General features: G+C 72.1%; 24 protein-coding genes and 1 tRNA gene. 7 read left to right on the forward strand and 18 right to left on the reverse strand.

Annotated elements, in window-relative coordinates; all coding sequences use genetic code 11:
* Positions 1 to 43: 43 nt before the first annotated feature.
* From ACFQ7Q_RS29940 to ACFQ7Q_RS29955, 4 genes are all read right to left on the reverse strand, one after another.
* Positions 44 to 128: transfer RNA gene (locus ACFQ7Q_RS29940), tRNA-Ser, on the reverse strand.
* 68 nt (positions 129 to 196) lie between these two features.
* Positions 197 to 625, reverse strand: a complete 429-nt coding sequence (gene tadA, locus ACFQ7Q_RS29945; protein WP_383560490.1) for a tRNA adenosine(34) deaminase TadA — start codon at positions 623 to 625, stop codon at positions 197 to 199.
* Between the two features lie 47 nt (positions 626 to 672).
* Complete coding sequence (locus ACFQ7Q_RS29950) at positions 673 to 1,206, reverse strand: hypothetical protein (RefSeq protein ID WP_383560493.1); 534 nt, start codon at positions 1,204 to 1,206, stop codon at positions 673 to 675.
* Between the two features lie 217 nt (positions 1,207 to 1,423).
* Positions 1,424 to 1,621, reverse strand: coding sequence for a hypothetical protein (locus ACFQ7Q_RS29955; RefSeq protein ID WP_383560419.1), 198 nt, complete (start codon positions 1,619 to 1,621; stop codon positions 1,424 to 1,426).
* Between the two features lie 87 nt (positions 1,622 to 1,708).
* Here ACFQ7Q_RS29955 and upp point away from each other — a divergent pair, with 87 nt between their 5' ends.
* Positions 1,709 to 2,344 (forward strand): uracil phosphoribosyltransferase, encoded by a 636-nt coding sequence (gene upp, locus ACFQ7Q_RS29960; RefSeq protein WP_260230861.1) that lies wholly within the window; start codon positions 1,709 to 1,711, stop codon positions 2,342 to 2,344.
* Between the two features lie 60 nt (positions 2,345 to 2,404).
* Here upp and ACFQ7Q_RS29965 read toward each other — a convergent pair whose 3' ends face one another.
* Together ACFQ7Q_RS29965 and ACFQ7Q_RS29970 are read right to left on the reverse strand one after the other, a co-directional pair.
* Positions 2,405 to 3,034, reverse strand: a complete 630-nt coding sequence (locus ACFQ7Q_RS29965) for a LytR C-terminal domain-containing protein (RefSeq protein ID WP_383560422.1) — start codon at positions 3,032 to 3,034, stop codon at positions 2,405 to 2,407.
* A 105-nt stretch (positions 3,035 to 3,139) separates the two neighbouring features.
* Positions 3,140 to 3,436: a type II toxin-antitoxin system VapB family antitoxin gene (locus ACFQ7Q_RS29970; protein ID WP_009067182.1), complete on the reverse strand. Its 297-nt coding sequence runs from the start codon at positions 3,434 to 3,436 to the stop codon at positions 3,140 to 3,142.
* 97 nt (positions 3,437 to 3,533) lie between these two features.
* On the opposite strand from ACFQ7Q_RS29970, the gene ACFQ7Q_RS29975 reads away from it, so the two are divergent.
* Positions 3,534 to 5,099 carry a helicase HerA-like domain-containing protein gene (locus ACFQ7Q_RS29975; RefSeq protein ID WP_383560425.1) on the forward strand — a complete coding sequence of 522 codons (1,566 nt, stop codon included), beginning with the start codon at positions 3,534 to 3,536 and terminating at the stop codon, positions 5,097 to 5,099.
* A gap of 44 nt (positions 5,100 to 5,143) precedes the next feature.
* Here ACFQ7Q_RS29975 and ACFQ7Q_RS29980 read toward each other — a convergent pair whose 3' ends face one another.
* The 4 genes from ACFQ7Q_RS29980 to ACFQ7Q_RS29995 form a co-directional block, all read right to left on the reverse strand.
* Positions 5,144 to 6,706 carry a M28 family metallopeptidase gene (locus ACFQ7Q_RS29980; RefSeq protein WP_383560428.1) on the reverse strand — a complete coding sequence of 521 codons (1,563 nt, stop codon included), beginning with the start codon at positions 6,704 to 6,706 and terminating at the stop codon, positions 5,144 to 5,146.
* Positions 6,707 to 6,821: 115 nt separating this feature from the next.
* Positions 6,822 to 7,415, reverse strand: coding sequence for an HhH-GPD-type base excision DNA repair protein (locus ACFQ7Q_RS29985; RefSeq protein WP_383560430.1), 594 nt, complete (start codon positions 7,413 to 7,415; stop codon positions 6,822 to 6,824).
* A gap of 95 nt (positions 7,416 to 7,510) precedes the next feature.
* Entirely contained in the window at positions 7,511 to 8,071 is a 561-nt protein-coding gene (locus tag ACFQ7Q_RS29990; protein WP_383560433.1) for an RBBP9/YdeN family alpha/beta hydrolase, read from the reverse strand.
* A 136-nt stretch (positions 8,072 to 8,207) separates the two neighbouring features.
* Positions 8,208 to 10,478: an ATP-binding cassette domain-containing protein gene (locus tag ACFQ7Q_RS29995; RefSeq protein ID WP_383560436.1), complete on the reverse strand. Its 2,271-nt coding sequence runs from the start codon at positions 10,476 to 10,478 to the stop codon at positions 8,208 to 8,210.
* A gap of 98 nt (positions 10,479 to 10,576) precedes the next feature.
* Here ACFQ7Q_RS29995 and ACFQ7Q_RS30000 point away from each other — a divergent pair, with 98 nt between their 5' ends.
* Positions 10,577 to 11,365, forward strand: a complete 789-nt coding sequence (locus tag ACFQ7Q_RS30000) for a TetR/AcrR family transcriptional regulator (protein WP_383560439.1) — start codon at positions 10,577 to 10,579, stop codon at positions 11,363 to 11,365.
* On the opposite strand, the gene ACFQ7Q_RS30005 is transcribed toward ACFQ7Q_RS30000, so the two are convergent.
* Positions 11,337 to 12,026, reverse strand: coding sequence for a TetR/AcrR family transcriptional regulator (locus tag ACFQ7Q_RS30005; protein WP_383560442.1), 690 nt, complete (start codon positions 12,024 to 12,026; stop codon positions 11,337 to 11,339). The two genes, ACFQ7Q_RS30000 and ACFQ7Q_RS30005, sit on opposite strands and share 29 nt — an antisense overlap.
* Before the next feature lie 167 nt (positions 12,027 to 12,193).
* Between ACFQ7Q_RS30005 and wrbA the strand changes: the two genes are divergently transcribed.
* From wrbA to ACFQ7Q_RS30020, 3 genes are all read left to right on the forward strand, one after another.
* Complete coding sequence (gene wrbA, locus ACFQ7Q_RS30010) at positions 12,194 to 12,802, forward strand: NAD(P)H:quinone oxidoreductase (protein ID WP_383560444.1); 609 nt, start codon at positions 12,194 to 12,196, stop codon at positions 12,800 to 12,802.
* Positions 12,803 to 12,988: 186 nt separating this feature from the next.
* Positions 12,989 to 14,335 carry a rhodanese-like domain-containing protein gene (locus ACFQ7Q_RS30015; protein WP_383560447.1) on the forward strand — a complete coding sequence of 449 codons (1,347 nt, stop codon included), beginning with the start codon at positions 12,989 to 12,991 and terminating at the stop codon, positions 14,333 to 14,335.
* Positions 14,329 to 15,066, forward strand: coding sequence for a sulfite exporter TauE/SafE family protein (locus tag ACFQ7Q_RS30020; protein WP_383560450.1), 738 nt, complete (start codon positions 14,329 to 14,331; stop codon positions 15,064 to 15,066). The genes ACFQ7Q_RS30015 and ACFQ7Q_RS30020 overlap by 7 nt, the downstream gene beginning before the upstream one ends.
* Before the next feature lie 13 nt (positions 15,067 to 15,079).
* On the opposite strand, the gene ACFQ7Q_RS30025 is transcribed toward ACFQ7Q_RS30020, so the two are convergent.
* On the reverse strand, positions 15,080 to 15,367 hold the full coding sequence (locus ACFQ7Q_RS30025) for a metal-sensitive transcriptional regulator (RefSeq protein WP_383560453.1): 288 nt from the start codon (positions 15,365 to 15,367) through the stop codon (positions 15,080 to 15,082).
* A gap of 82 nt (positions 15,368 to 15,449) precedes the next feature.
* On the opposite strand from ACFQ7Q_RS30025, the gene ACFQ7Q_RS30030 reads away from it, so the two are divergent.
* Complete coding sequence (locus ACFQ7Q_RS30030) at positions 15,450 to 16,055, forward strand: rhodanese-like domain-containing protein (protein ID WP_383560455.1); 606 nt, start codon at positions 15,450 to 15,452, stop codon at positions 16,053 to 16,055.
* A gap of 55 nt (positions 16,056 to 16,110) precedes the next feature.
* Here the strand turns inward: ACFQ7Q_RS30030 and ACFQ7Q_RS30035 are convergent, their stop codons facing one another.
* From ACFQ7Q_RS30035 to ACFQ7Q_RS30060, 6 genes are all read right to left on the reverse strand, one after another.
* Positions 16,111 to 17,319: an RNA polymerase sigma factor gene (locus tag ACFQ7Q_RS30035; protein WP_383560458.1), complete on the reverse strand. Its 1,209-nt coding sequence runs from the start codon at positions 17,317 to 17,319 to the stop codon at positions 16,111 to 16,113.
* Positions 17,320 to 17,321: 2 nt separating this feature from the next.
* Positions 17,322 to 17,747: a YciI family protein gene (locus tag ACFQ7Q_RS30040; protein WP_383560460.1), complete on the reverse strand. Its 426-nt coding sequence runs from the start codon at positions 17,745 to 17,747 to the stop codon at positions 17,322 to 17,324.
* A gap of 22 nt (positions 17,748 to 17,769) precedes the next feature.
* Positions 17,770 to 18,771, reverse strand: coding sequence for an ATP-grasp domain-containing protein (locus ACFQ7Q_RS30045; RefSeq protein ID WP_383560463.1), 1,002 nt, complete (start codon positions 18,769 to 18,771; stop codon positions 17,770 to 17,772).
* Positions 18,768 to 19,949, reverse strand: a complete 1,182-nt coding sequence (locus tag ACFQ7Q_RS30050; RefSeq protein ID WP_383560466.1) for a winged helix DNA-binding domain-containing protein — start codon at positions 19,947 to 19,949, stop codon at positions 18,768 to 18,770. Before ACFQ7Q_RS30050 ends, ACFQ7Q_RS30045 begins: the two co-directional genes overlap by 4 nt.
* Before the next feature lie 280 nt (positions 19,950 to 20,229).
* Positions 20,230 to 21,285, reverse strand: coding sequence for an aldo/keto reductase (locus tag ACFQ7Q_RS30055; RefSeq protein WP_383560468.1), 1,056 nt, complete (start codon positions 21,283 to 21,285; stop codon positions 20,230 to 20,232).
* A gap of 121 nt (positions 21,286 to 21,406) precedes the next feature.
* Positions 21,407 to 22,414 carry a DUF5937 family protein gene (locus ACFQ7Q_RS30060; RefSeq protein ID WP_383560471.1) on the reverse strand — a complete coding sequence of 336 codons (1,008 nt, stop codon included), beginning with the start codon at positions 22,412 to 22,414 and terminating at the stop codon, positions 21,407 to 21,409.
* Between the last annotated feature and the right edge of the window lie 67 nt (positions 22,415 to 22,481).

Genomic DNA, 22,481 nt, shown 5'->3' on the forward strand with positions numbered 1-22,481 from the left:
CGCCGAAGGGCCCGGTGCGATGCACCGGGCCCTTCGATCGAAGCGGTAGCGGAGGGATTTGAACCCTCGGTGACTTGCGCCACACTCGCTTTCGAGGCGAGCTCCTTCGGCCGCTCGGACACGCTACCGAGAGAGAGCTTAGCCCAAAGAGGCCCCTGCGATGAAATCCGTATCGCTTCGCAGGTCGGAGCGGGGTTCAGCGGCTGCGGAAGAACGCCGTGAGCTGCGCCGCGCACTCCTCTTCGAGGACGCCTTGGACGACCTCGGGACGGTGGTTCAGCCGTCGGTCCCGTACGAGGTCCCAGAGCGAACCCGCGGCGCCGGCCTTCTCGTCGAGCGCGCCGAACACCACCCGGTCGACCCTGGACTGCACGAGCGCGCCGGCGCACATCACACAGGGCTCCAGGGTCACGACGAGCGTGCAGCCGGTCAGCCGCCACTCCCCGGTCTTCGCCGCGGCCCGGCGCAGGGCCAGGACCTCGGCGTGTGCGGTCGGGTCGCCGGTCGCCTCCCGCTCGTTGTGGCCGACGGCGAGGACCGTGCCGTCCGGGGACAGCACGACCGCGCCGACCGGTACGTCACCGGCCGGCACGGCCTGTTCGGCCTCCGCGAGGGCGAGCCGCATGGTCTCCCGCCAGGGATCCCGTACGGGGTCGGGTGCTGCTTCCGTCACTAGCGAACGGCCTCCAGCACCTCCGCGGCGCCCAGCGCGTCCGCGATCTCCGCCAGCGCGTCGCTCTCCAGCAGCAGCAGTCTCTTCTCGGACAGGCCGAGATCCGCGAGGATCAGCCGGTCACCGACCGGTTCGGCCGGCACGGCATCGGCTGCCGTGCCCGAGTCCTCTTCGTCGTCCCCGCGGTCGAGAGGCTCGCCGTCCTCCGTACCGTCGAGGTCGAGCGCGTCCAGGTCGTCGTCGTCGCCGTCCTGGTCGTCGCCGAGCAGTTCCTTGGTGAGGATCTCCCCGTACGAGGAGCGGGCGGCGGCCGCCCCGTCCGACACGTAGATGCGAGGGTCGTCCTCACCCTCGATCCTGAGGAGCCCGAACCAGGCGTCCTCCTCCTCGATGAAGACGATCACCGTGTCGTCGTCGACCGAGGCCTCACGGGCCAGTTCGGTCAGGTCCGACAGGGTCTCCACATCGTCGAGCTCTGTGTCGCTCGCTTCCCACCCGTCTTCGGTGCGCGCGAGCAGTGCGGCGAAGTACACCGTGACTCTCCCACTGATCAGAGGTGTGACCATCCGGCGGCGCGCTCCTTATGCCCCGCCCAATCGGCATCGTGGCAGAAACAGCGGCTTCAGGAGAGGTCTTCGGCTCTTGCGTCGTGCATCAGTCTGATCGAGGCGGCGAACGGGTGGGCGCGCGGCACCGGCGCACGGCCCCGGCGCACAGAGGGCGCACACGCGGTGTCGGGCGCTGTGGCCGTCACCAGCGGAAGGTGCGCATCCGCATGGCCTGACGCATCCTGGCCGCCCGCGCGCGCCGGGGCTGGACGCGCTCGCGCAGCGCCTTCGCCTCGTGCAGCTCGCGCAGGAACTGGGCGCGGCGCCTGCGGCGCTCCGCGTCCGTCTCCGGCGGCCTCTCGCCGCTTCTCGCGCCGGCCGACTCTGCCGGGTCGGGCATGGGCCACACCACCCCACGACTGGGTCCTGTGCCACCACCTTCCCTCCACGGCGTGGGTTGATGCCAGTGCGGGCTACTGTTGGGGTCATGCGTCTCCACGTCGTCGATCACCCGCTGGTCGCCCACAAGCTCACCACGCTGCGCGACAAGCGCACCGACTCCCCGACCTTCCGCCGGCTCGCCGACGAGCTGGTCACCCTGCTCGCCTACGAGGCCACCAGGGACGTGCGGACCGAGCAGGTCGACATCGAGACCCCCGTGACGCCCACGACGGGCGTGAAGCTGTCGTACCCGCGGCCGCTGGTGGTCCCGATCCTCCGCGCCGGCCTCGGGATGCTCGACGGCATGGTGCGCCTCCTGCCGACCGCCGAGGTCGGTTTCCTCGGCATGATCCGCAACGAGGAGACGCTGGAGGCGTCGACCTACGCGACGCGGATGCCGGAGGACCTCTCGGGCCGCCAGGTGTACGTCCTGGACCCGATGCTGGCGACCGGCGGCACGCTCGTCGCGGCGATCCGGGAGCTGATCAAGCGCGGCGCGGACGACGTGACCGCCGTCGTGCTGCTCGCCGCCCCCGAGGGCGTCGAGATCATGGAGCGCGAGCTGGCGGGCACGCCGGTGACCGTGGTGACCGCCTCGGTCGACGAGCGCCTCAACGAGAACGGCTACATCGTCCCGGGCCTGGGCGACGCGGGCGACCGCATGTACGGCACGGCCGACTAGTACGGCGCGTCGCGTTCCGTCCGGCGTCGACGCCGTACGGAACGCGGCTTCGTCACGGCGTCAGCACTTACCGGTGGGCGCGGGCTTGGGCTTGTTGAGAGCGACCAGGGCCGCGTCCGCCGTCGTCTTCGGGTCCAGGTTCTTGAAGGCCGTCCCGATGATCAGGTCCACGTCCGCCGTCGCGCGCGTGTCCGTCTTGGTCGTGGCGCCCTTCAGCTGGGTGCCCAGGACCGTGAACGCGCCCTTGGAGGCCCCGGGGGCGCCGAGCAGTATCCCGGCGCCGGGCACCTTCTTGTCGTACGCGGCGGGCGCGTTGCCGACCTTGCCGATCACGAACCCGCGCTTCTTCAGCTCGTCGGCGGTCGACTTCGCGAGACCGCTGCGCGGGGTCGCGTTGTAGACGTTCACCGTGATCTGAGCGGGCTTGGGCAGTGCGGCGACGGGAGCCGTCGTCGCCTTGGCGACGGGCTTGCAGTCGGCGCCGCGGGCGGTTGTGGTCCTGGTGTCGTCGCCGCCGGAGAACACGTCGACGAGCTGCAGGGTCCCCCACCCGGCCGCGCCAAGCACGACCACGGCGGCCCCGGCCGCGAGGACGATCCTGCGCCTACGCCGAGGGCGGCGCATACGGGGGTACTTGTCGCCCGTGATGCGGTACTTTCCGCCCATTCCGGGGGGAGTGAGCATGCTCATGGACGCAGCGTAATGCCGTCCGCCGGAGTTGGATACTTGACGATCATGTGATCGCGTCCGGATGGACGGGGAGAGCGCTCGAACGGGTCAGAACTGCGGGCCGCGCTAGTCCATTTCCAGGACACGGGCGTGCAGGACCTGCCGCTGCTGGAGCGCCGCGCGCACGGCGCGGTGCAGTCCGTCCTCGAGGTAGAGGTCGCCGCGCCACTTCACGACGTGCGCGAAGAGGTCGCCGTAGAAGGTCGAGTCCTCGGCGAGCAGCGTCTCCAGGTCCAGCTGGCCCTTGGTGGTGACCAGCTGATCGAGGCGGACCGGGCGCGGGGCGACGTCCGCCCACTGCCGGGTGCTTTCCCGGCCGTGGTCGGGATACGGCCGGCCGTTTCCGATGCGCTTGAAGATCACACGGAAAGCCTACCGGGCAAGCGGCTCCCGGCGCAGCCACGCGAGCGCAGTGGGATGCTGGGGCAAACCATGGCAAAACGGGAATTGGGGTCCTCTGATGAGCGTGAGCGAGCGGTCTCCGGCCACCGAGATCGCGGCCGGGTACGCCTTCACAGGGGCCGCGCTCGATCTGGGGGCGCTGCTGTGGGACGGGACGTGTCACCCGGACGCGTCGATCCGTATCCCCCTTCCGATGCTCAACCGCCACGGTCTGGTCGCCGGCGCGACCGGCACGGGCAAGACGAAGACCCTTCAGCTCATCGCGGAGCAGTTGTCGGCGAACGGTGTGCCGGTCTTCCTCGCCGACATCAAGGGGGACGTCTCCGGGATCTCGGCGCCGGGCGCGGAGGGCGAGAAGGTACGCGAGCGGGCCGGCCAGGTGGGTCAGGAGTGGGCGGCGAAGGGCTTCCCCTGCGAGTTCTACGGGCTCGGGGGCACCGGCCCCGGCATCCCGGTGCGGGCGACGGTCACCAGCTTCGGTCCGGTGCTGTTGTCGAAGGTGCTCCAGCTGAACCAGACGCAGGAGCAGTCGCTCGGCCTGATCTTCCACTACGCGGACTCCAAGGGCCTTGAGCTGGTGGATCTGAAGGATCTGCGGGCGGTGGTGGCCTTCCTGGTCTCGGACACGGGGAAGCCGGAGCTGAAGGGGATCGGCGGGCTCTCGACGGTGACGGCCGGGGTGATCCTGCGGTCGATCACGGCGTTCGAGCAGCAGGGCGCGGGAGGGTTCTTCGGGGAGCCGGAGTTCGACACGGCCGAGTTCCTGCGGACGGCGGCGGACGGGCGCGGGGTGGTGTCCGTACTGGAGCTGCCCGCCGTGCAGGACAAGCCGCAGCTGTTCTCGACGTTCCTGATGTGGATGCTGGCGGATCTCTTCAACGACCTGCCCGAGGTCGGGGATCTGGAGAAACCGAAGCTGGTGTTCTTCTTCGACGAGGCGCACCTGCTGTTCAACGGGGCGTCGAAGGCGTTCCTGGAGTCGATCACGCAGACCGTGCGGCTGATTCGCTCGAAGGGGGTCGGGATCTTCTTCGTGACCCAGACGCCGAAGGACGTGCCGGGCGATGTGCTGGCGCAGCTGGGCAATCGGGTGCAGCACGCGCTGCGGGCGTTCACGCCGGACGACGCGAAGGCGTTGAAGGCGACGGTACGGACGTTCCCGAAGTCGGCGTACGACCTGGAGGAGGTCCTGACGGGCCTCGGGACGGGCGAGGCGGTGGTGACCGTGCTGAGCGAGACGGGCGCGCCGACCCCGGTGGCGGCGACGCGGCTGCGGGCGCCGGAGTCGCTGATGGGCCCGATCGAGCCGGCGGCACTGGAGGCGGCGGTGAAGGGCTCGCCGCTGTACGGGCGGTACGCGGAGGCGGTGGAGCGGGAGTCGGCGTACGAGAAGCTGACGGCGGAGCAGCAGGCGGCGGAGGCGGCGGCGGTGAGGGCGGCGCAGGAGGCGCAGGAGGCAGAGGCGGCGAGGACGGCGACGCGGGCGCCTCGGAAGGAGGAGGAGTCGCTCGCCGAGCAGGTGGTGGGGAGCGGGGTCTTCAAGTCGCTGGCCCGGTCGATCGGGACGCAGCTGGGGCGCGAGATCAGCCGCTCGGTCTTCGGCACGGCGCGCCGGAAGAGGTAGGGCCCGGCCCCCGAAGGGACCGGGCCCGCGTTCGGCAGGTCGTGTTACTCGGTGACCTCGTGGCCGTGGTCCTCGTGGAGGCCGCCGCCACTGCCCGCGTCGCCGTCCGTCGGGACGGAGACGACCGGCTTGCGCAGGGAGCTGATGTCGTGGGCGTAGGTGCCCACGGCGTTGGCGATGACGTCGATGTTGGCGTCGAAGGCCGTCATGTTGACGTTCGACAGGTTGTCACCGGCCGCGTGGTAGTTCACGTCGTACGCGACACCCGCCGTACCGCCGAACTTGGCCGCCTGCGCGGCCGTCTTGATGCCCTCGGCGCCGGTGAACGTGCCGCCCGACGGGATGCCGATCTCGATGAACGGTCCGTAGTCCGAGCGGCCCGTGAAGTCGGTGCCCTCGTGCGGGAGACCGCGCTTGTCCATGAACTCGTTGATGTCGCGCTCGAGCTGGGCGGAGCCCTCAGGGCCGGCGCCCGCGCCGACGTTGTCCGAGTTGTCGCCGTCGTACACGAACAGGCCGTAGTTCGGCGAGGCGATCATGTCGAAGTTGAGGTAGAGCTTGACTTCCTTCTTGTCCAGCTCGCTCATGTTCGCGACGTAGTGCTCGGAGCCGAGCAGGCCGTTCTCCTCGGCGGACCACCAGGCGAAGCGGACCTTGTTGCGGACCTTGTCCTTCGACTCGGCGAGTTCCAGGGCGGCCTGGAGCAGACCGGCGGAGCCGGAGCCGTTGTCGTTGATGCCGGGGCCCGCGGTCACGGAGTCGAGGTGCGAGCCGAGCATCACGGTGTTGGCCGCGTTGCCGCCCTTCGTCTCCGCGATGACGTTGTTGGTGGAGCGCTTCTCCTGGAGCTGGCGGATCTCGAAGGAGATGTTCACCGGGCCCTTGGCGAGGTCGGCGGCGAGCTTCTCGCCCTCGGCCTGGGTGACGCCACCGGTCGGGATCTTCCCGGCCGCGGGGTCGCCGAGCGTGCCGGAGAGGGCACCCGCGGTGTTGTTGTAGATGATCGCGCCCGCGGCGCCCGCCGCCGCGGCGTTCTCCTGCTTCACGGCGAAGGTGCAGCCGCCGCGCTTGATCAGGGCGACCTTGCCCGTGAAGGTCGAGGAGGCGAAGTCGGCCGGCTCACAGCCGGTGGTGCCGTCGGCGTCGACCGGGACCGTCGCCAGGTCGGCCTTGATGCCGCCGACGGGCGTCGACTTCGTGTACGTCATCGCCGAGATCTGGATGTCGCGGGCCGCCGGGGAGATCACGGCGGCCTTCTCGGCCAGCGTCTGGGTGTAGATGAACTCGAACTTCTGATACGAGACGTTGTAGCCGGCCTTCTTGAGCTGCTGGTACACGTACGCCGCGGAGGCGTCGTGCCCGAGCGAGCCGGCCGCGCGGTGACCGCCGGCCGAGTCGGCTATCGCCTGGAACTTCTGCAGGTGCTTGTAGGCGTCCTTGCCGGACGTCTCGCGGACCAGCTTCTTCGCCAGCTGCGCGGCGTCCCGGGCGGGCTTGGCCCCGGGGTCCGGAGTGGCGGTGGCGGGGGAAGCGGCGGCCAGCAGGAGCGGGGTAGCGAGTGCGGCTGCGGCCAGGGTGGCCGCGGCTCTGCGAGAGGATGCGTTCACAGAGGTCCTTCCCGATACGAACGAGGTTGAGGGGAAGTTAGCGATCTCGGGTGCTCCCTGTGAACAGATCCGCGGCAATTCATGTCGCATTTAGCAGGATTGACATTCGGAACCGTCAATTCTCCGCCGATTTGGCCGCTTTTGCGGCGCGCTTCGCCTCCTGCTTGAAGGCGCGGACCTTGGCGAGCGACTCCGGTCCCGTGATGTCCGCGGCGGATCGGTACGAGCCGGTGTCGCCGTACGCGCCGGCCGCCTCCCGCCAGCCCTCGGGACGTACGCCGTACTGCTTGCCCAGCAGCGCGAGGAAGATCTGGGCCTTCTGCACCCCGAAACCGGGCAGCGCCTTCAGCCGGGCCAGCAGCTCCTTCCCGCTCCCCGCGTCCGCCCAGACGGCCTCGGCGTCACCGCCGTACTCGTCGACGAGGAACCGGCACAGCTGCTGGATCCGCTTGGCCATCGAGCCGGGGTAGCGGTGCACGGCGGGCTTCTCGGAGAGCAGCGCGCCGAACGCCTCGGGGTCGTACGCGGCGATCTGCCCCGCGTCGAGATCGTCCGTGCCGAGCCGCTGGGCGATCGTGTACGGCCCGGAGAACGCCCACTCCATGGGGACCTGCTGGTCGAGCAGCATGCCGACGAGCGCGGCGAGCGGGGAGCGGCCGAGCAGCTCGTCGGCCTCCGGCTGCTGGGCGAGGTGGATCTCGGTGGTCATGGATCGATCGTCTCTCCGGGGTGCGGCGGGCGCACGGCCGGTCACCCGATGCGGTCAAGCGGTCCCGGAGCGCTCGCCCCTCCGGCGCACGCCCCCTACCGGGGGCCGAGCCTCGTCGCCGGGTCCTCGCACCACCGGAGGACCGACGGCCACTCCCCGTACCCGGAGTCCGGGGTGAGGTGCGCGCCGCCGGGGACGACGTCCATGTCGAGGCCGAGCGGGGTGCCGTAGTGCACGTCGGCGCCCTCGGGGCAGTACGGGTCCCCGGCGGCGTACACGAGCCGCGCGGGCGCCTTCAGCCGGACGGCGTCCAGGTCGAGCCCCTCGGCGAAGGCGGTGATCTCGGGGATCGAGGCCGTCACGGCGGGGGAGGGCGGGGCGACGAGCAGGACCCGGTCGACATCGGGCGACGCGGCCCGCAGCCAGAGTAGGACGGACAGGCTGTGCGCGATCACGACGAACTCGCCCTCGGCGGGACGGTGGAGCTGAGCGCGCAGCGCCGCCACCCAGTCGTCCAGGACGGGCGCGTCCGGCTCGGGCAGCTGGGGGTAGCGCACCTCGTGCCCGCGCGCCCGCAGCTCCCCGGCCAGCCAGTGGTGCCAGTGGCCGGGCGGTCGGTGGTTCTGGAAGCCGTGGAGGATGAGGAAGGTCGCCATGGGGCCGATGGTGCGCCGCGGGGGAGGGCCGGGTCCAGATCGTTTCGAGGGGCGGACGGATGCCGCGGACGTTCGGTGGGCCTCTGGGGTGCCGTGGGTGCGGGGGGCGTGCCCGGCCCGCACCCACGGCCACGGCTCAGGCGCCCACGTACGCCTTCAGGTGGCGTGCCGTCAGGGTGTCGCCCTTCTCGACCAGTTCGGACGGGGTGCCCTCGAAGACGATGCTGCCGCCGTCGTGGCCCGCGCCCGGCCCCAGGTCGATCAGCCAGTCGGCGTGGGCCATGACCGCCTGGTGGTGCTCGATGACCACGACCGTGTTGCCCGCCTCGACGAGCCGGTCCAGGAGGGCCAGGAGCTGGTCGACGTCGGCCAGGTGCAGGCCCGTGGTCGGCTCGTCCAGGACGTAGATCGCGCCCTTCTCGGCCATGTGGATCGCCAGCTTCAGACGTTGGCGCTCGCCGCCCGAGAGGGTGTTGAGGGGCTGGCCGAGGCGGAGGTAGCCGAGGCCGACGTCCTTCAGCCGGCCGAGGATCGTCCGCGCCTGGCCCTTCGCCGTGAAGAAGTCGTACGCCTCCTCGATCGACATCGACAGCACCTCGTGGATGTTCTTGCCGTCGAGGGTGTAGGAGAGCACCTCACCGGTGAAGCGCTTCCCCTCGCACTCCTCGCAGACCGAGGCGACGCCCGCCATCATCGCCAGGTCGGTGTAGACGAGACCGAGCCCGTTGCACGTCGGGCACGCGCCCTCCGAATTGGCGCTGAAGAGAGCCGCCTTGACACCGTTGGCCTTGGCGAAGGCGTTGCGGATCGGGTTGAGCACTCCCGTGTACGTCGCCGGGTTCGAGCGGCGCGAGCCGCGGATCGGGGACTGGTCGGCGACGACGACACCCTCACGGCCCGGCAGGTTGCCGTGGACGAGGGACGACTTGCCGGAGCCGGCCACGCCCGTGACGACCGTCAGGACGCCGGTCGGGATCTCGACGTTCACGTTCCGGAGGTTGTGCTGGGTCGCCCCCTCGATGGAGAGCGAGCCGGTCCGGGGCCGTACCTCGGCGCGCAGCTTCGCCCGGTGCGCGAGGTGGTCGCCGGTCAGCGTCCCGGAGGCGCGCAGACCCGGCACGTCGCCCGAGTAGCAGATCTCGCCGCCCGCCGAGCCCGCGCGAGGGCCCAGGTCGACCACGTGGTCGGCGATCTCGATGACCTCCGGCTTGTGCTCCACGACCAGGACGGTGTTGCCCTTGTCGCGCAGCCGCAGCAGCAGGTCGTTCATGCGCTGGATGTCGTGCGGGTGCAGTCCGGTGGTGGGCTCGTCGAAGACGTAGGTGACGTCGGTGAGCGAGGAGCCGAGGTGGCGCACCATCTTCACGCGCTGCGCCTCGCCGCCGGAGAGCGTGCCGGAGGCCCGGTCCAGGCTGAGATAGCCGAGGCCGATCTCGACGAGGGAGTCGAGCAGCTCGCGCAGACCCGCGAGGAGCGGGGCGACCGAAGGGTCCTCGATCCGGCGGACGAAGTCGGCCAGGTCGCTGATCTGCATGGCCGAGCACTCGGCGATGTTGACCCCGTCGATGCGGGAGGACAGCGCGGCCCGGGTCAGCCGGGTGCCCTCGCACTCGGGGCAGGTGCGGAAGACGACGGCGCGGTCCACGAAGGCCCGGATGTGGGCCTGCATGGCTTCGCGGTCCTTGGCGAGGACCGTGCGCTGGAGCTTCAGGACCAGGCCCTCGTAGGTGAAGTTGTTGGAGCCGACCTTCACCTTGCAGGACGGCTTGTGGAGGAAGTCCTCCCACTCCTGCTCGGTGAAGTCGGCCAGCTTCTTGTCGGGGTCGTAGAAACCGGAGTGGGCCATGATCTGCCACATCCAGGAGTCGACGGCGTAGCCCGGCACGGTGATGGCGCCCTCGTTGAGGGACTTGGTCCGGTCGACGAGCTCGTCGACGTCGATGTCGGAGACCTCGCCGACGCCCTCGCAGTGCGGGCACATGCCCTCGGGCAGGTTGAAGCTGAAGGCTCCCGAGGTGCCGATGTGCGGGGTGCCGAGACGGCTGAAGACGATCCGGAGCATCGTGTACGCGTCGGTCGCCGTGCCCACGGTGGAGCGGGAGTTGGCGCCCATCCGCTCCTGGTCGACGACGATCGCGGCGCTGAGGTTGTGCAGTCCGTCCACGTCCGGCCGGCCGAGGCTCGGCATGAAGGACTGGAGAAAGGCGCTGTAGGTCTCGTTGATGAGGCGCTGCGACTCGGCGGCGATGGTGCCGAAGACGAGCGAGGACTTCCCGGAGCCGGAGACACCGGTGAAGACGGTGAGACGGCGCTTGGGGAGGTCGACGGAGACGTCCTTGAGGTTGTTCTCCCGGGCTCCGCGGACCTGGATGACGTGGTGGCTGTCCGCTGCGGCGGGGGTGGTCATGTGTGCGCCCTCCGATGGTGGTCCCGTACCGGGACCACGTTACTCTATACAGCGTACAAAGTAACGAGTATGAGGTCTGACCTGCGAGAATGGGTGTCATGGCGAAGGAGCGGAGCAGTGGGGAGGGGGACCCGGCGCGGACCCTGGAGCTGCTGTGGCGGGACGGCGCTTCGCCGGTCCCGGGGGGACGGCGGGGGCCTCGGCAGGGGCTGACCGTCGACGCGGTCGTGGGCGCGGCGATCGGTCTGGCCGACGAGGGCGGGCTCGACGCGCTCACCATGCGCGCGGTCGCCCAGCGCCTGGGCGTGACCCCCATGACGCTCTACACCTACGTCCCGGGCAAGGCCGAGCTGCTCGATCTGATGCTGGACGCGGTCTTCCTGCGGATGCCGCGCGCGGCCTTCGCGGCGGACGAGCCCTGGCGGGAGCGGGTGACGGCGGTCGCCGACGCCAACCGCGCGCTGTATCTGGGCCATCCGTGGCTGGCGGAGCTCAGGGTCCACCGGCCGCCGCTCGGCCCGGGGGTGATGACCAAGTACGAGCACGAGCTCGGCGCCTTCGAGGGCGTGGGGCTCGACGACGTGGCCATGGACTCGGCGCTGACCCATGTCCTCGGCTTCGTGCAGACCATGGCGCGGACGGAGTTGGACGCGCGGGCCGTGGCGCGGGAGAGCGTGCTGTCCGACCACGAGTGGTGGGCCGCGCACGAGCCGCTGCTGGCCCGGGTGCTCGACCCGGAGCGCTTCCCGCTGGCGACCCGGGTGGGAGAGGCGTCGGCCGTGGCGTACCAGGGCCTGTACGACGCCGGCCACGCCTACGCCTTCGGTCTCGCCCGCGTCCTGGACGGGCTCGCGGCGCTCATTCCCCCAGGTTCAGCAGCGCGTTGAGCCCCGCCTTGAGCTCCTCCGCCGAGAGCTCGCGCTCGACCGACAGGTGGTGCATCAGGCTCGGCGAGAACGGTGCGAGCAGGAGGTGGGCGAGCAGCGCGCCGTTCGCCTCGGGCCGCATCCGTGAGAGCAGCAGCGCGACATGGGTGTGCATCGCGAGGTACGCGCCGCTGGTGTAGCGCGCGCTGGGGGCGGCGGCCTGGGCGGCCAGCAGGAGTTCGCGCTGTTCGATGACGCGGTCGACGAGGGCGTCGAGGAAGGCATGCAGCCGCTCGTCGGCGGGGGCGCCGGGGCCGAGCGGAGGCGGGCCGCCCATGTACGCCTCCTGGAACTGCCGTTCCCGGTCGTCGAGGAGGGCCCACAGGAGCTGGGAGACATCGCCGAACCGGCGGTAGACCGTGCCGACGCCGATCCCGCTGGCGTGGGCGACCTGGTTCATGGTGACGGCCTCCGGCCCCACCTCGGCGACGATCCGGGCCGCCGCGTCGAGGATCTTGCGCCGATTGCGCGCGGCATCGGCGCGCTCGGGGGCGGCGCGTCCGGCGGTGGGGAGCAGGGTGATCCCGGGGGCGGAGGGAGTGCCGGAGAGGGGGAGTCCGGGGACCGGCTCGGGTCCGCCCGGTCCCGGCCCCTGCGCCGGTTTCTTCTTCTCCGTGCTCATGTCGTCCGCCTGCCCTTCGCCCTGGCCCCGAGCCCCCTCGGTCCGTCCGTGACTCGAGCATAACGGAGCGCTATCCGGTTCTTCGAGGCTTCCCCTTGCGAAGTGGATGGGTATCCGCTTACGCTCGATCCGTTGAACCGGAACGGAATCCGCTTAAGGGGCTCGACATGTCCGTCAAGGTTGCTGTCATCTACTACTCGGCCACGGGGAACGTGCACGAGCTCGCCCAGGCCGTCGCCGAAGGCGCCGAGAAGGCGGGTGCGGAGGTCCGGCTGCGCCGGGTCCCCGAGCTCGCCCCCGACGCCGCCATCGACTCGAACCCGGCCTGGCGCGCCCATGTGGACGCCACGGGCGACGTCGAGATCGCCACGCTCGACGACCTGGAGTGGGCCGACGCCTACGCCTTCGGCACTCCCACTCGGTTCGGCAACGTCGCCGCGCAGCTGAAGCAGTTCATCGACACCTCGGGCGGCCTGTGGCAGCAGGGCGGCATGGCCGACAAGCCGGCGACCGCCTTCACCAGCGCCCACAACGTGCACGGCGGCAACGAGTCGACGCTGCTCGCGCTCTACAACACCTTCCACCACTGGGGCTCGGTCATCGTCTCCCCCGGCTACACCGACCCGTCGGTCTACGCGGCGGGCGGCAACCCCTACGGCACGGCGCACCCGGGTGCGAACGGCACCCCGGAGGAGAACGTCCTCCAGGCCGCGCGCTACCAGGGCGCGCGCCTCGCGAAGTTCGCCAAGAAGCTGAAGGGCCTCGCGACCGACTGACCTGGGGCGACGCATCGCCTTCCATCGCCGGCCAGGGCCGGGACTCCGCACGACGGAGTCCCGGCCCTTTGCCGTTCCGGCAAGGGACTGGATACCCCCGGGGGTAATTCTGTTAGGGTCACGGAGTAGTTTGGATACCCCGGGGGGTAATTGAGCTCGCTCGGCGAGCTCGGGAAGGAGTAGGCCGTGTTCTTCGTGGACACCGTCGAGGTGCCGGGTCTCGGCAACCGCGGATACCTCGCGGGCGGAACCGCCCACGCCGTCGTGATCGACCCGCCGCGTGACATCGACCGGGTGCTCACCGCGGCGGCTCTGCGCGGTGTGCGGATCTCCCATGTGCTGGAGACCCATGTGCACAACGACTATGTGAGCGGCGGCCGGGAGCTGGCCCGGATCACCGGTGCCGCCTATGTGGTCCCGGCCGAGGCCCCCGTCGCGTACGACCGGCTTCCGGTCTCCGACGGCGACCGGCTCACCGTCGACGACGAGCTCGTCCTGCGGGCGATGGCCACCCCCGGACACACCCCGCACCACACCTCGTACGTCCTGGAGGAGGCCGGCCGCGCCGCCGCCGTCTTCACCGGCGGCTCGCTCCTCATCGGCACCGTCGGCCGCCCCGACCTCGTCGAGCCCGGGCTGACCGAGCGGCTCGCCCGCGCCCAGCACGCCTCCGCGCACCGCCTCGCCGCCGAACTCCCCGCGGACACCGCCGTCCTGCCCACCCACGGCTTCGGCAGCTTCTGCGCCTCCGGCCCGTCGTCGCCCGACGCCGGCCCCACCACGATCGGTGAGCAGACGGCGGTGAACGAGGCCCTGGTCAAGGACGCCGACACCTTCGTCGCCGAGCTGCTCTCCGGGCTCGACGACATCCCCGCGTACTACGCCCACATGGGCCCGCTCAACAGCATGGGCCCGGCTCCCGTCGACCTCACCCCGCCTCCCCTCGCGGACGCCGAGGAGATCGCGGCGCGGCTGGCCGCGGGCGAGTGGGTGGTCGATCTGCGCAGCCGGGTGGCGTTCGCCGAGGGGCATGTCGTCGGCTCGTTCAACATCGAGGCGGGCGGGCAGTTCGCGACCCATCTGGCCTGGCTCATCCCGTGGGGCAAGCCGGTGACCCTGCTCGCGGAGTCGCCGGCCCGATTGGCCGAAGCCCAGCGCGAACTGGTGCGCGTCGGCATCGACCGACCGGCCGCCGCCGCGACCGGCGGCCCCGAGGACTGGGTGCCGGCGGGGGAGCGGCCGGAGTCGTACCGCCGCGCCGTCTTCGCCGACCTCGGCGAGGAGGACCGCGTGCTCGACGTCCGGCGGGCGTCCGAGCGCACCTCGGCCGGACACATCCCGGGGTCGTTGCACATCCCACTGCACCAACTCCGCTCCCGGCTGCGGGAGCTACCCGCCGGGGTGACCCTCTGGGTGCACTGCGCGGGCGGGATGCGGGCGGCCGTCGCCGCTTCGATGCTGGCGGCCGCGGGCCATGACGTGGTCGCGATCGACGACTCGTTCGCGAACGCGCCCGTCCCGAACCGGTGCTGATCGCCCTCGCCGGAGGCGCCGTCGTCGGACTCGCGCTCGGGGCCCTCGGGGGCGGCGGCAGCGTGCTCGCCGTACCCGTACTGATCTATCTGCTCGGATTCGCGCCGCCCGCGGCCGCCACCGCGAGCCTGCTCATCGTGCTCGCGACCTCGGCCACCGCGCTCTTCGCCCATGCCCGCGACGGCCGGGTGCGGTGGGGGACGGGCGCGTTGTTCGCGGCGGCGGGGCTCGTGCCGGCGGCGCTCGGCGGGCTGCTGTCGGCCCGGCTGCCGGAGTGGCTGCTGACCGGCGGATTCGCCCTGCTGGCGGGGGTGGCGGCGGTACGGATGGTGCGGCGCGCCCCGGAGAGCGCGGCGGTACGGCGCGGGGCTCCGGCGGTCGCGGGTGCGGGTGCCGGGCTCGGCGCGGTCACCGGCGTTCTCGGCGTGGGCGGCGGATTCCTGACCGTACCGGCGCTCGTGCAGATCGTCGGTCTGCGGATGCGGGTGGCGGTCGGGACCAGCCTGCTGGTCGTCTCCGTCAACGCGCTGGCCGCCCTGCTGGCGCGGGGCGGCACGGCCGGAACCCTCGACTGGGCCGTGATCGCTCCCTTCGCGGGGGCGGCGATCCTCGGCGCCTGGGACGGGCGGCGGCTCGCCGCGAAGGTCCCGGGCGAGACGCTGCGCCGCACGTTCGGGGCGGTCCTGCTGGGGGTGTCGGCGCTGATGCTGCTCGACACCGCCCTCGGCTGAGCCGAGATGCCGTCTAGGCGAGCGAGAGGAAGAGCTTCTCCAGCCGGGCCCGCATCTGCTCGCGGTCCTCGCCGTCCTTCTGCCCGGCGTCCATGTCCGTCAGGCACTGCTGCAGACCCGTCGCGATGATCGCGAAACCGGCCCGGTCCAGGGCCCGGGAGGCGGCGGCGAGCTGGGTCACGACCTCCTCGCAGTCGCGGCCCTCCTCGATCATCCGGATCACGCCGGAGATCTGGCCCTGCGCCCGGCGCAGCCGGTTCAGGACGGCCTTCAGCTCCGCACCCGCCAGATCCAGTTCCACAAGTACTCCTCCACAGATACCCCAGGGGGTAATTTACTCCCTCGAACGGGGTCCCGTCGAAGACCTAAGGATGACAGCTGCCATGACCACCCCCCGCTCCCTCGACGCCGACCAGGCCCGTGCCCGACTCGGCGGGCTCACGGTCGTCGACGTCCGCACGCCCGGCGAGTACGCCTCCGGCCATGTGCCCGGCGCCCTCAACGTCCCTCTCGACCAGCTCTCCCGCGCCCTGCCCGCGCTCGCGCAGGCCGCCGGCCGGGGCGAGCTGCTCGTGGTGTGCCAGTCGGGCAACCGCTCCGCCGCCGCCCGCGCGCAGCTCGCCGCACACGGCGTGACCGCGCTCGACCTCACGGGCGGCACCACCGGCTGGGCCGCGCGCGGCCACGAACTCGCCCGTCCCCAGGGCGCCGCCGCCCGTGCCACCTGGGCGATGGAGCGCCAGGTCCGGCTCGCCGCCGGATCGCTGGTGCTGCTCGGCCTGGCCCTGGGGCTGCTCCTCCACCCGGCCTGGCAGCTGCTGTCGGCGGGCATCGCCGGCGGCCTCGTCTTCTCGGCGCTCACGAACACCTGCGGCATGGCGGCGATGCTCGGCAGGCTGCCGTACAACCGCGGGGCGCGGGGAGGCGCCGACCTGGACGCGACGCTGATCCGGCTGCGGTCGGGCGAGACATCAGGGGCCGCTGCCTGAGGGGCGTACCCGCCCGGGAACATGTCCACCCCGTCGAGACGGACGGCCCGCGCGCTCACCGACCCAGCCGGGACGCCTTCGTGCGCAAGTAGTGGCGTTCCGGGAGGCTGAGGGTGAGGCGGGCCGCCTCCTCGTAGGCCTCACGGGCCGCTTCGGTCGCGCCGGTGCGTTCGAGGAGGTGGGCGCGGACCGCCGCGAGACGGTGGTGGTCCTTCAGACGCGGTTCCAGGGCGGTGAGTTCGGCGAGGCCGGACTCGGGGCCGTGGACCATCGCGACGGCCACCGCGCGGCCCAGTTCCGCCATCGGGTCGGGGGCCTGGGCGACCAGGAGGTCGTAGAGGGCGAGGATCTGCGGCCAGTCCGTGTCCTCGGGGCGGGCCGCCTCGTCATGGAGGGCCGAGATCGCCGCCTGGAGCTGGTACGGGCCCGGCGGGCCCTCCGCGAGGGCCTCCTCGACCAGGGCCGTGCCCTCGGCGATCGCAGCGGAGTCCCAGAGCGTGCGGTCCTGTTCGTCCAGGGGGATCAGCTCGCCGTGCGAGCCCGTGCGGGCCGCGCTCCTGGCCTCCGTCAGGAGCATCAGGGCCAGCAGACCGGTCACCGTGCCCTCCCGGGGCAGCAGGCGGCGCACGGCCCGGGTCAGCCGGATCGCCTCGCCGGCCAGGTCGCCGCGGTGGAGGGTCGGGCCCGAGGTCGCGGTGTAGCCCTCGTTGAAGATCAGGTAGAGCACCTGGAGGACGGTGGCCAGCCGGGCGTCCCGGTCGTCCGGGCCGGGAGGGCGGAAGGGGTGGTCGCGGAGCTTCGCCTTCGCCCGGCTGATCCGCTGCGCGATCGTCGCCTCGGGCACGAGATGGGCACGGGCGATCTCCGCCGTGGTGAGGCCGCCGACCGCGCGCAGCGTCAGCGCGATCCGGGCGGTCGGCGCGAGCGCCGGATCGCAGCAGAGGAAGAGCAGCGTGAGGGTGTCGTCGTCGGACGGGGCGGCCCGGGTCTCGCGCGGCTCCAGACGGGCGGCCGTCTCCTCCCGCCGCGCCCGCGCCTCGTCCGCCCGCAGCTGGTCGGTCAGCCGCCGCGAGGCCACCCGGATCAGCCAGCCGCGCGGATTCGCGGGCGTCCCCGCCTCCGGCCACTGCCGCGCGGCGGCCAGCAGGGCCTCCTGTACGGCGTCCTCGGCGGCGTCGAAGTGCCCGTACCGGCGGACGAGCGCGCCGAGGACCTGCGGCGCGTGCCGGCGCAGCAGGTCCTCGACCGTCTCCTCCTCGTCCACGCTCAGCCGGCGAGGAACTCGGACTCGGACCGCTCGTCGATCTGGCGGATCACCACCGGGTACTCCGGCGCCCCCGCGGGCTGCGGGCACCGGGCGACACGCGCCGCGATCTCCGTGACCCGCTCCAGGCTCGCGCAGTCGAGCACCCAGTACCCGGCGAGCAGCTCCTTCGTCTCGCCGTACGGCCCGTCGGTGATCACCGGCTGCCCGGCCTTGTCGATCGACACGAACCGCGTCCTGGCCGGCTCGACCAGCCCCTGCGCGTCGACCAGCTCGCCCGACTCCGCGAGGTCGTTGTTGATCGACCCCATGTGCTCGAACATCGCCTTCATGTCCTGCTCGCTCCACACGGGACCCTCCCCGGAGCGCTTGCCGCTCATCACCTCGTAGTCGGCCTGGGATCCCTGCACCATGACGAGGTACTTCATGACGTTCTCCTTCGTTGGTGGCTCATCCGATTCCCGGACGCCTTTCACAGGGGACGTCGGAGCCGGTCGCCGATCCTCGACACCTCGCGGGGTCCTTTCCGGATTCTTCCGGGATTCCACCCGCAGGAACCACTGCTCGAACCTCTGACCTCCCCGGCCGCAGGAAGCGACGGTCCCGTTCGGTGACGTGGTGCAGCGGGCCCGCCGCACGCAGGACGACGTCGAGGACCCGGCCGGGCTCGGACGCGTAGCTGTGCGCGAACCACGGCATGTTCGCCTCGACCACCGCCCACCGTTCCCCTCCGGTGTCCATGTCCGTGATCAGGCCGATGTCGACGGCGACCGCGCTCGGCAGCGACCCGCCCGCCTCGGCGAGGAGCCGTTCGCCGAAGCGCCGGGCACCGGCCGTCAGCGGACCCGGGTCGAGACGGCCGTACACGGCGTACCGGCTCCCCGTGACGATCCGGCCGTCGAGCGCGAACAGCCGGAACTCGGAGGCGAAGCTCACCACGTCCGAGACGAGGACCGCCGTGTGCGGCGGCAGGCGCCCCGGCACCCCCTCCGCGAGCCGCCCGCCGTCCGTGTACACGGCGGGCGGGAAGGACTTGTCGCCGGGCGGCTTCACGAACGCGGGCTGCCGAAGGCTCGCCCTGGCCTCGTCCAGCGTCGTCAGGACGACGCGACGGGCGGTGAACTCCTCCGGGAGGTCCGCGAGCCACGCGTCCGCCGGTTCCAGAAGGCCCAGGCCGAGCGGCAGGGCGATCCGGTCGGCCAGCAGCGGGCCGCCGTACCAGTGGTGCCCCGACCGCCCGGGGGCGAGCGGCTCGGGTGGCCCGTCCAGGACCCGAACCCTCATGCCCCGGCGTGCCGCCGCGTCGGACATCAGGAGGCTCGTGGACGTGCGCTGGGGCGAGGTCAGCAGGACCGGCACCTCGTCCCCCGCCGTGTCGACTGCCCGCACCTCGTCCCCCGTCCTGTCGACTTCCGGCACCTCGTCCCCCGCCGTCCCTTCTCCCGGACTCATCCCCCGGCAGCCAGTTCCCGCTCCAGCGGCGAGCGGAAGCGGGGAGTCACCCGCACGTCGCCGATCCAGCCCGCGAGCCGCTCCGCCTCGGCCGCGACGGCGGCGCCGGCCTCCGCGCCCACGTCGGCGAGCAGCCGGTGGACGATCTCGCCGTCCGGGCGCTGCGCCCAGACGCCGACGACGCGGCCGTTCCACCACACCGTCGGGCCGATGTTCCCGCTGCGGTCGTACAGCACCGGCCGGTACGCCGGGTCGATGTACCAGTCGCGCTGCTGCCAGCCCATCGCCGTCGGGTCGAGCGACGGGAGCAGCGCCGCCCACGGCTCCGGCTCCGGTACGGGCGCGGTGTCGTCCGCCAGGACGTAGCCGGTGCCCTCCGCCAGCTCCACCTCCTCCGCGCCCAGCGCCGCCAGCGCCTTGCGGACGTCGGTGACCCTCCAGCCGGTCCACCACTTCAGGTCGGCCTCGGTCGCCGGGCCGCAGGTCGCCAGCCAGCGCCGGACGAGTTCGGCGTGGGCGTCCGCGTCGCTCGGGTCGGGGCGCTCCGGGGTCAGCGTCCAGCGGAAGCGGCTGGAGGTCCACGAGCCCTGGGGCCGGCCGCGGGCGATCCGGCCCTCCATGCCGAGGACGCGCAGCAGCCGGCTGGAGAGCGGCTGGTCGCCCTCCTGGCGGGTGCCGACCCCGTGGACGTACCGGGCGCGCAGTCGCGGGACGGCCGCACCGAGCTCGGCGCCCGTCGCCTCGCCCCGCGCCGCCAGCTCCGCCGTCAGCAGCCGTTCGGTCTCCGCCAGCCACTCCTCGTCGTACGCGCTGCCCTTGCGCAGGTCCCTGACGAGCATGGCCCGTTCGCGGGTGGCGACGTCACGCGTGGTGGAGGCGTGCAGGGCCGGGGTGAGGTCGGTCGGGAAGACGAAGATGGTGTGCCGCATCCCGTGCATCCGGGTCAGAGTCCGGTCCTCGTACAGGGCCTGTTCCAGGGCCCGTACCGGTCCTTCGTCCCCGCTCAGCCGCGCCCCCACGGCGAGGAAGACGCTCGCCGGATCGGTCGCGTGCAGGGCCACCAGGGACCCCGCCACCTCTGCCACGTCCGTCGCCCGTGCCGCCCCGGCCAGCCGGTGCCGTACGCCCAGCCGGGCCCTGCGCTCGTCCGCCGTGATCGGACGCCTCTTCGTACCCATGCCGGTAAGCATGGCCCCTCACACCGACAGGAACCCGGTCTTTCTCACCCCACGACCGGGGCTGGGGCGTTGGGGCCACAGGCGTACTCGGGCCACCGGCGTACCGGGGGTCGGTGCGGGGCTTGGCCTGGCGCCGCCGCGGGGTGGGGGCTTGCCTTTCGGGTCGCCGCGCAGTGCGGCCCGCCCCGCGGGTGCCCGCGAGGGCTCTCCCTTCGGGTGCCGCCGCGGGGTAGGGGCGCGCTCGGCCCCTCACCCCGCCGCGCGCAGTGGGCCGCCCGTCTCACCCCGCCGCGCGGTCGTCCAGTGCCCGGCGGCGCAGTGTCGCGTTCGTCAGAGCCGGGGGGCGCCAGACGCCGTCCGCCTGGTAGAGGTTCGTGCCGGGCGGGACGATCTCGTCGATCCGGTCGAGAGCCTCGTCGTCGAGGACCAGCGAGGCGCCCTTGAGCAGCCCCTCCAGCTGGTCCGCCGTCCGCGGCCCGATGATCACGGACGTCACGGCCGGATGCGCGGCCGCGAAGGCGATGGCCAGTTCGGGCAGCGAGCAGCCGATCTCCTCCGCCAGCGCGACGAGCCGCTCGACGGCGTCGAGCTTGGCGGCGTTGCCGGGGATCGTCGGGTCGAAGCGGTGCGGATGGAGCGCCGGGCGCCCGCTCGTGAGGTCGATCGGCCGGTCCTTGCGGTACTTCCCGGTGAGGAACCCGGACGCCAGCGGACTCCAGGTCAGCACCCCCATCCCGTACCGCTGCGCCACCGGCAGCACCGAGGCCTCGATGCCCCGCGCGAGCAGCGAGTACGGCGGCTGCTCGGTGCGGAAGCGGCGCAGGCCGCGCCGCTCGGCGACGGCGTGCGCCTCGACGATCTCCTCGGCGGGGAACGTGGAGCAGCCGAACGCCCGGATCTTGCCCTGCGCCTGGAGGTCGCCGAGGACGGCGAGCGTCTCTTCGATGTCCGTACGGTGGTCGGGCCGGTGGACCTGGTAGAGGTCGATCCGGTCGGTGCCGAGCCGCGTCAGGCTGTCCTCGACGGCCTTGGTGAGCCAGCGCCGCGAGAGGCCGCCGCGGGCGGGCCCCTCGCCGATCGGGAAGTACCCCTTGGTGGCGAGGACGACGCCGTCCCGCCGCCTGGGGTCGCGCAGCGCCTTGCCGACGATCTCCTCGGACTCGCCGGCCGAGTACATGTCGGCGGTGTCCACGAAGTTGATGCCCTGGTCGAGCGCGGCATGGATGACCCGTACCGAGTCCGCGTGGTCGGGATTGCCGACGGCGCCGAACATCATCGTGCCGAGGCAGTAGGCGCTGACTTCGATCCCGGTCCCGCCGAGTACGCGATAACGCATGTGTCGGACCTCCCCGTTGGCCTTCCGGCGTGCAGCCGGTTCGCGCGGCACTTTAGAAGCTGGAGTCCACTCCAACGCAAGGGCGCACGAGAGCCGGGAAGTCCGTCCGGCCGGGATCAGGTCATACGAGCTCTTCCGAGGGTACGAGCAGGGCGTCCGCGACCGAGGTGCGGGCGTAGAGGACGGAGCGGCCGCTGCGGTGCGCGGTGACGAGGCCCGCGTTGCGCAGCGCCGTCAGGTGCTGGGAGACACCGGCGGCCGACAGCCCGCAGTGGAGGGCGAGTTGGGTGGTGGAGGCCGGGGTGTCGAGTTCGGTGAGGAGCAGGGTGCGGGAGCGGCCGAGTACGGCGGCGACGGCGTCGGTCGCGGCGTTCGTACGCGGCTCCCAGAGATTGCCGACACCCCGTGCGGGATAGGCGAGTTGGGGCGGATCCGGCGCCACCGCACGGGTCAGGACGCGCGGCCACGCGAACGCCGAGGGGACGAGCAGCAGCCCCGAGCCGACCTGGTCGCGGGTCATGGTGGCGCAGTGTCGGCGGACCAGGTGCAGGGTGTCGTCGTCCCACCAGACGGTCTCGTGGAGTTCGCTCAGGACGCGCGCCGAGCCGTGCTCGGCGACCTGCCGGGCGCGGTGGAAGACATCGGCTTCGAGGAGCTGGCGGATGCGGGCCCAGTAGGGGGCGAGGGCGAGTTGCCAGTACGTCTCGATCTCGGCGGCGACCTTCTTCAGGGCCTCCTCGGGCGCCTCGCGCAGCAGCCGCAGCCGTGGCGAGGGGCGTCGGCCGGCCGGGTCCTTGGTCCGGAGGATGTCCAGGTCGGCGCGGACCCGCGCGGGCGTGGACGCGCGGATGGCGTCGAGTTCGGCGGCGAGGGTGGGGAAGGGAGTGGCGGGGGTCGGGTTGAGGAAGTCGGCGAGATAGCCGTGGCCCGGGACCAGTTCGGCCAGCCAGCCGTCGTCGAGTCCCGCCTGCGCGAGCCGGGGCCGTACCTGCGCGGCCCAACGCCGGTGCAGCGGCGGCTCGGTGGTGTCCCGAAGCAGCCGGAAACTGGTGACGACCTCCCACATGGGGGAGACCGCGAACCGCGTCTGCGCCAGGTCGGCCGCCGAGAAGTTGAGCCCCGATTCCATGTGTCCCCCACACCGTAGATCGATTCGGTCTGAGCTTAATCAATGGCTGGTCCCGATGTCCCGGGAG

The organism is Streptomyces sp. NPDC056527 (genome assembly GCF_042794475.1).
GTDB lineage: Bacteria > Actinomycetota > Actinomycetes > Streptomycetales > Streptomycetaceae > Streptomyces.

Bases quoted from the DNA above. Each gene is read 5' to 3' on its own strand.
- ACFQ7Q_RS30030 (WP_383560455.1), top strand. From the start codon at position 15,450: ATGACCACCCCCCGCTCCCTCGACGCCGACCAGGCCCGTGCCCGACTC.
- ACFQ7Q_RS30005 (WP_383560442.1), bottom strand. From the start codon at position 12,026: ATGAGCACGGAGAAGAAGAAACCGGCGCAGGGGCCGGGACCGGGCGGA.
- ACFQ7Q_RS29955 (WP_383560419.1), bottom strand. From the start codon at position 1,621: ATGCCCGACCCGGCAGAGTCGGCCGGCGCGAGAAGCGGCGAGAGGCCG.
- upp (WP_260230861.1), top strand. From the start codon at position 1,709: ATGCGTCTCCACGTCGTCGATCACCCGCTGGTCGCCCACAAGCTCACC.
- wrbA (WP_383560444.1), top strand. From the start codon at position 12,194: ATGTCCGTCAAGGTTGCTGTCATCTACTACTCGGCCACGGGGAACGTG.
- ACFQ7Q_RS29985 (WP_383560430.1), bottom strand. From the start codon at position 7,415: ATGACCACCGAGATCCACCTCGCCCAGCAGCCGGAGGCCGACGAGCTG.
- ACFQ7Q_RS30045 (WP_383560463.1), bottom strand. From the start codon at position 18,771: ATGAGTCCGGGAGAAGGGACGGCGGGGGACGAGGTGCCGGAAGTCGAC.
- ACFQ7Q_RS30060 (WP_383560471.1), bottom strand. From the start codon at position 22,414: ATGGAATCGGGGCTCAACTTCTCGGCGGCCGACCTGGCGCAGACGCGG.
- ACFQ7Q_RS29965 (WP_383560422.1), bottom strand. From the start codon at position 3,034: ATGAGCATGCTCACTCCCCCCGGAATGGGCGGAAAGTACCGCATCACG.
- ACFQ7Q_RS30055 (WP_383560468.1), bottom strand. From the start codon at position 21,285: ATGCGTTATCGCGTACTCGGCGGGACCGGGATCGAAGTCAGCGCCTAC.
- ACFQ7Q_RS30050 (WP_383560466.1), bottom strand. From the start codon at position 19,949: ATGGGTACGAAGAGGCGTCCGATCACGGCGGACGAGCGCAGGGCCCGG.
- ACFQ7Q_RS30040 (WP_383560460.1), bottom strand. From the start codon at position 17,747: ATGAAGTACCTCGTCATGGTGCAGGGATCCCAGGCCGACTACGAGGTG.
- ACFQ7Q_RS29995 (WP_383560436.1), bottom strand. From the start codon at position 10,478: ATGACCACCCCCGCCGCAGCGGACAGCCACCACGTCATCCAGGTCCGC.
- ACFQ7Q_RS30000 (WP_383560439.1), top strand. From the start codon at position 10,577: ATGGCGAAGGAGCGGAGCAGTGGGGAGGGGGACCCGGCGCGGACCCTG.
- ACFQ7Q_RS29975 (WP_383560425.1), top strand. From the start codon at position 3,534: ATGAGCGTGAGCGAGCGGTCTCCGGCCACCGAGATCGCGGCCGGGTAC.
- tadA (WP_383560490.1), bottom strand. From the start codon at position 625: ATGCGGCTCGCCCTCGCGGAGGCCGAACAGGCCGTGCCGGCCGGTGAC.
- ACFQ7Q_RS29990 (WP_383560433.1), bottom strand. From the start codon at position 8,071: ATGGCGACCTTCCTCATCCTCCACGGCTTCCAGAACCACCGACCGCCC.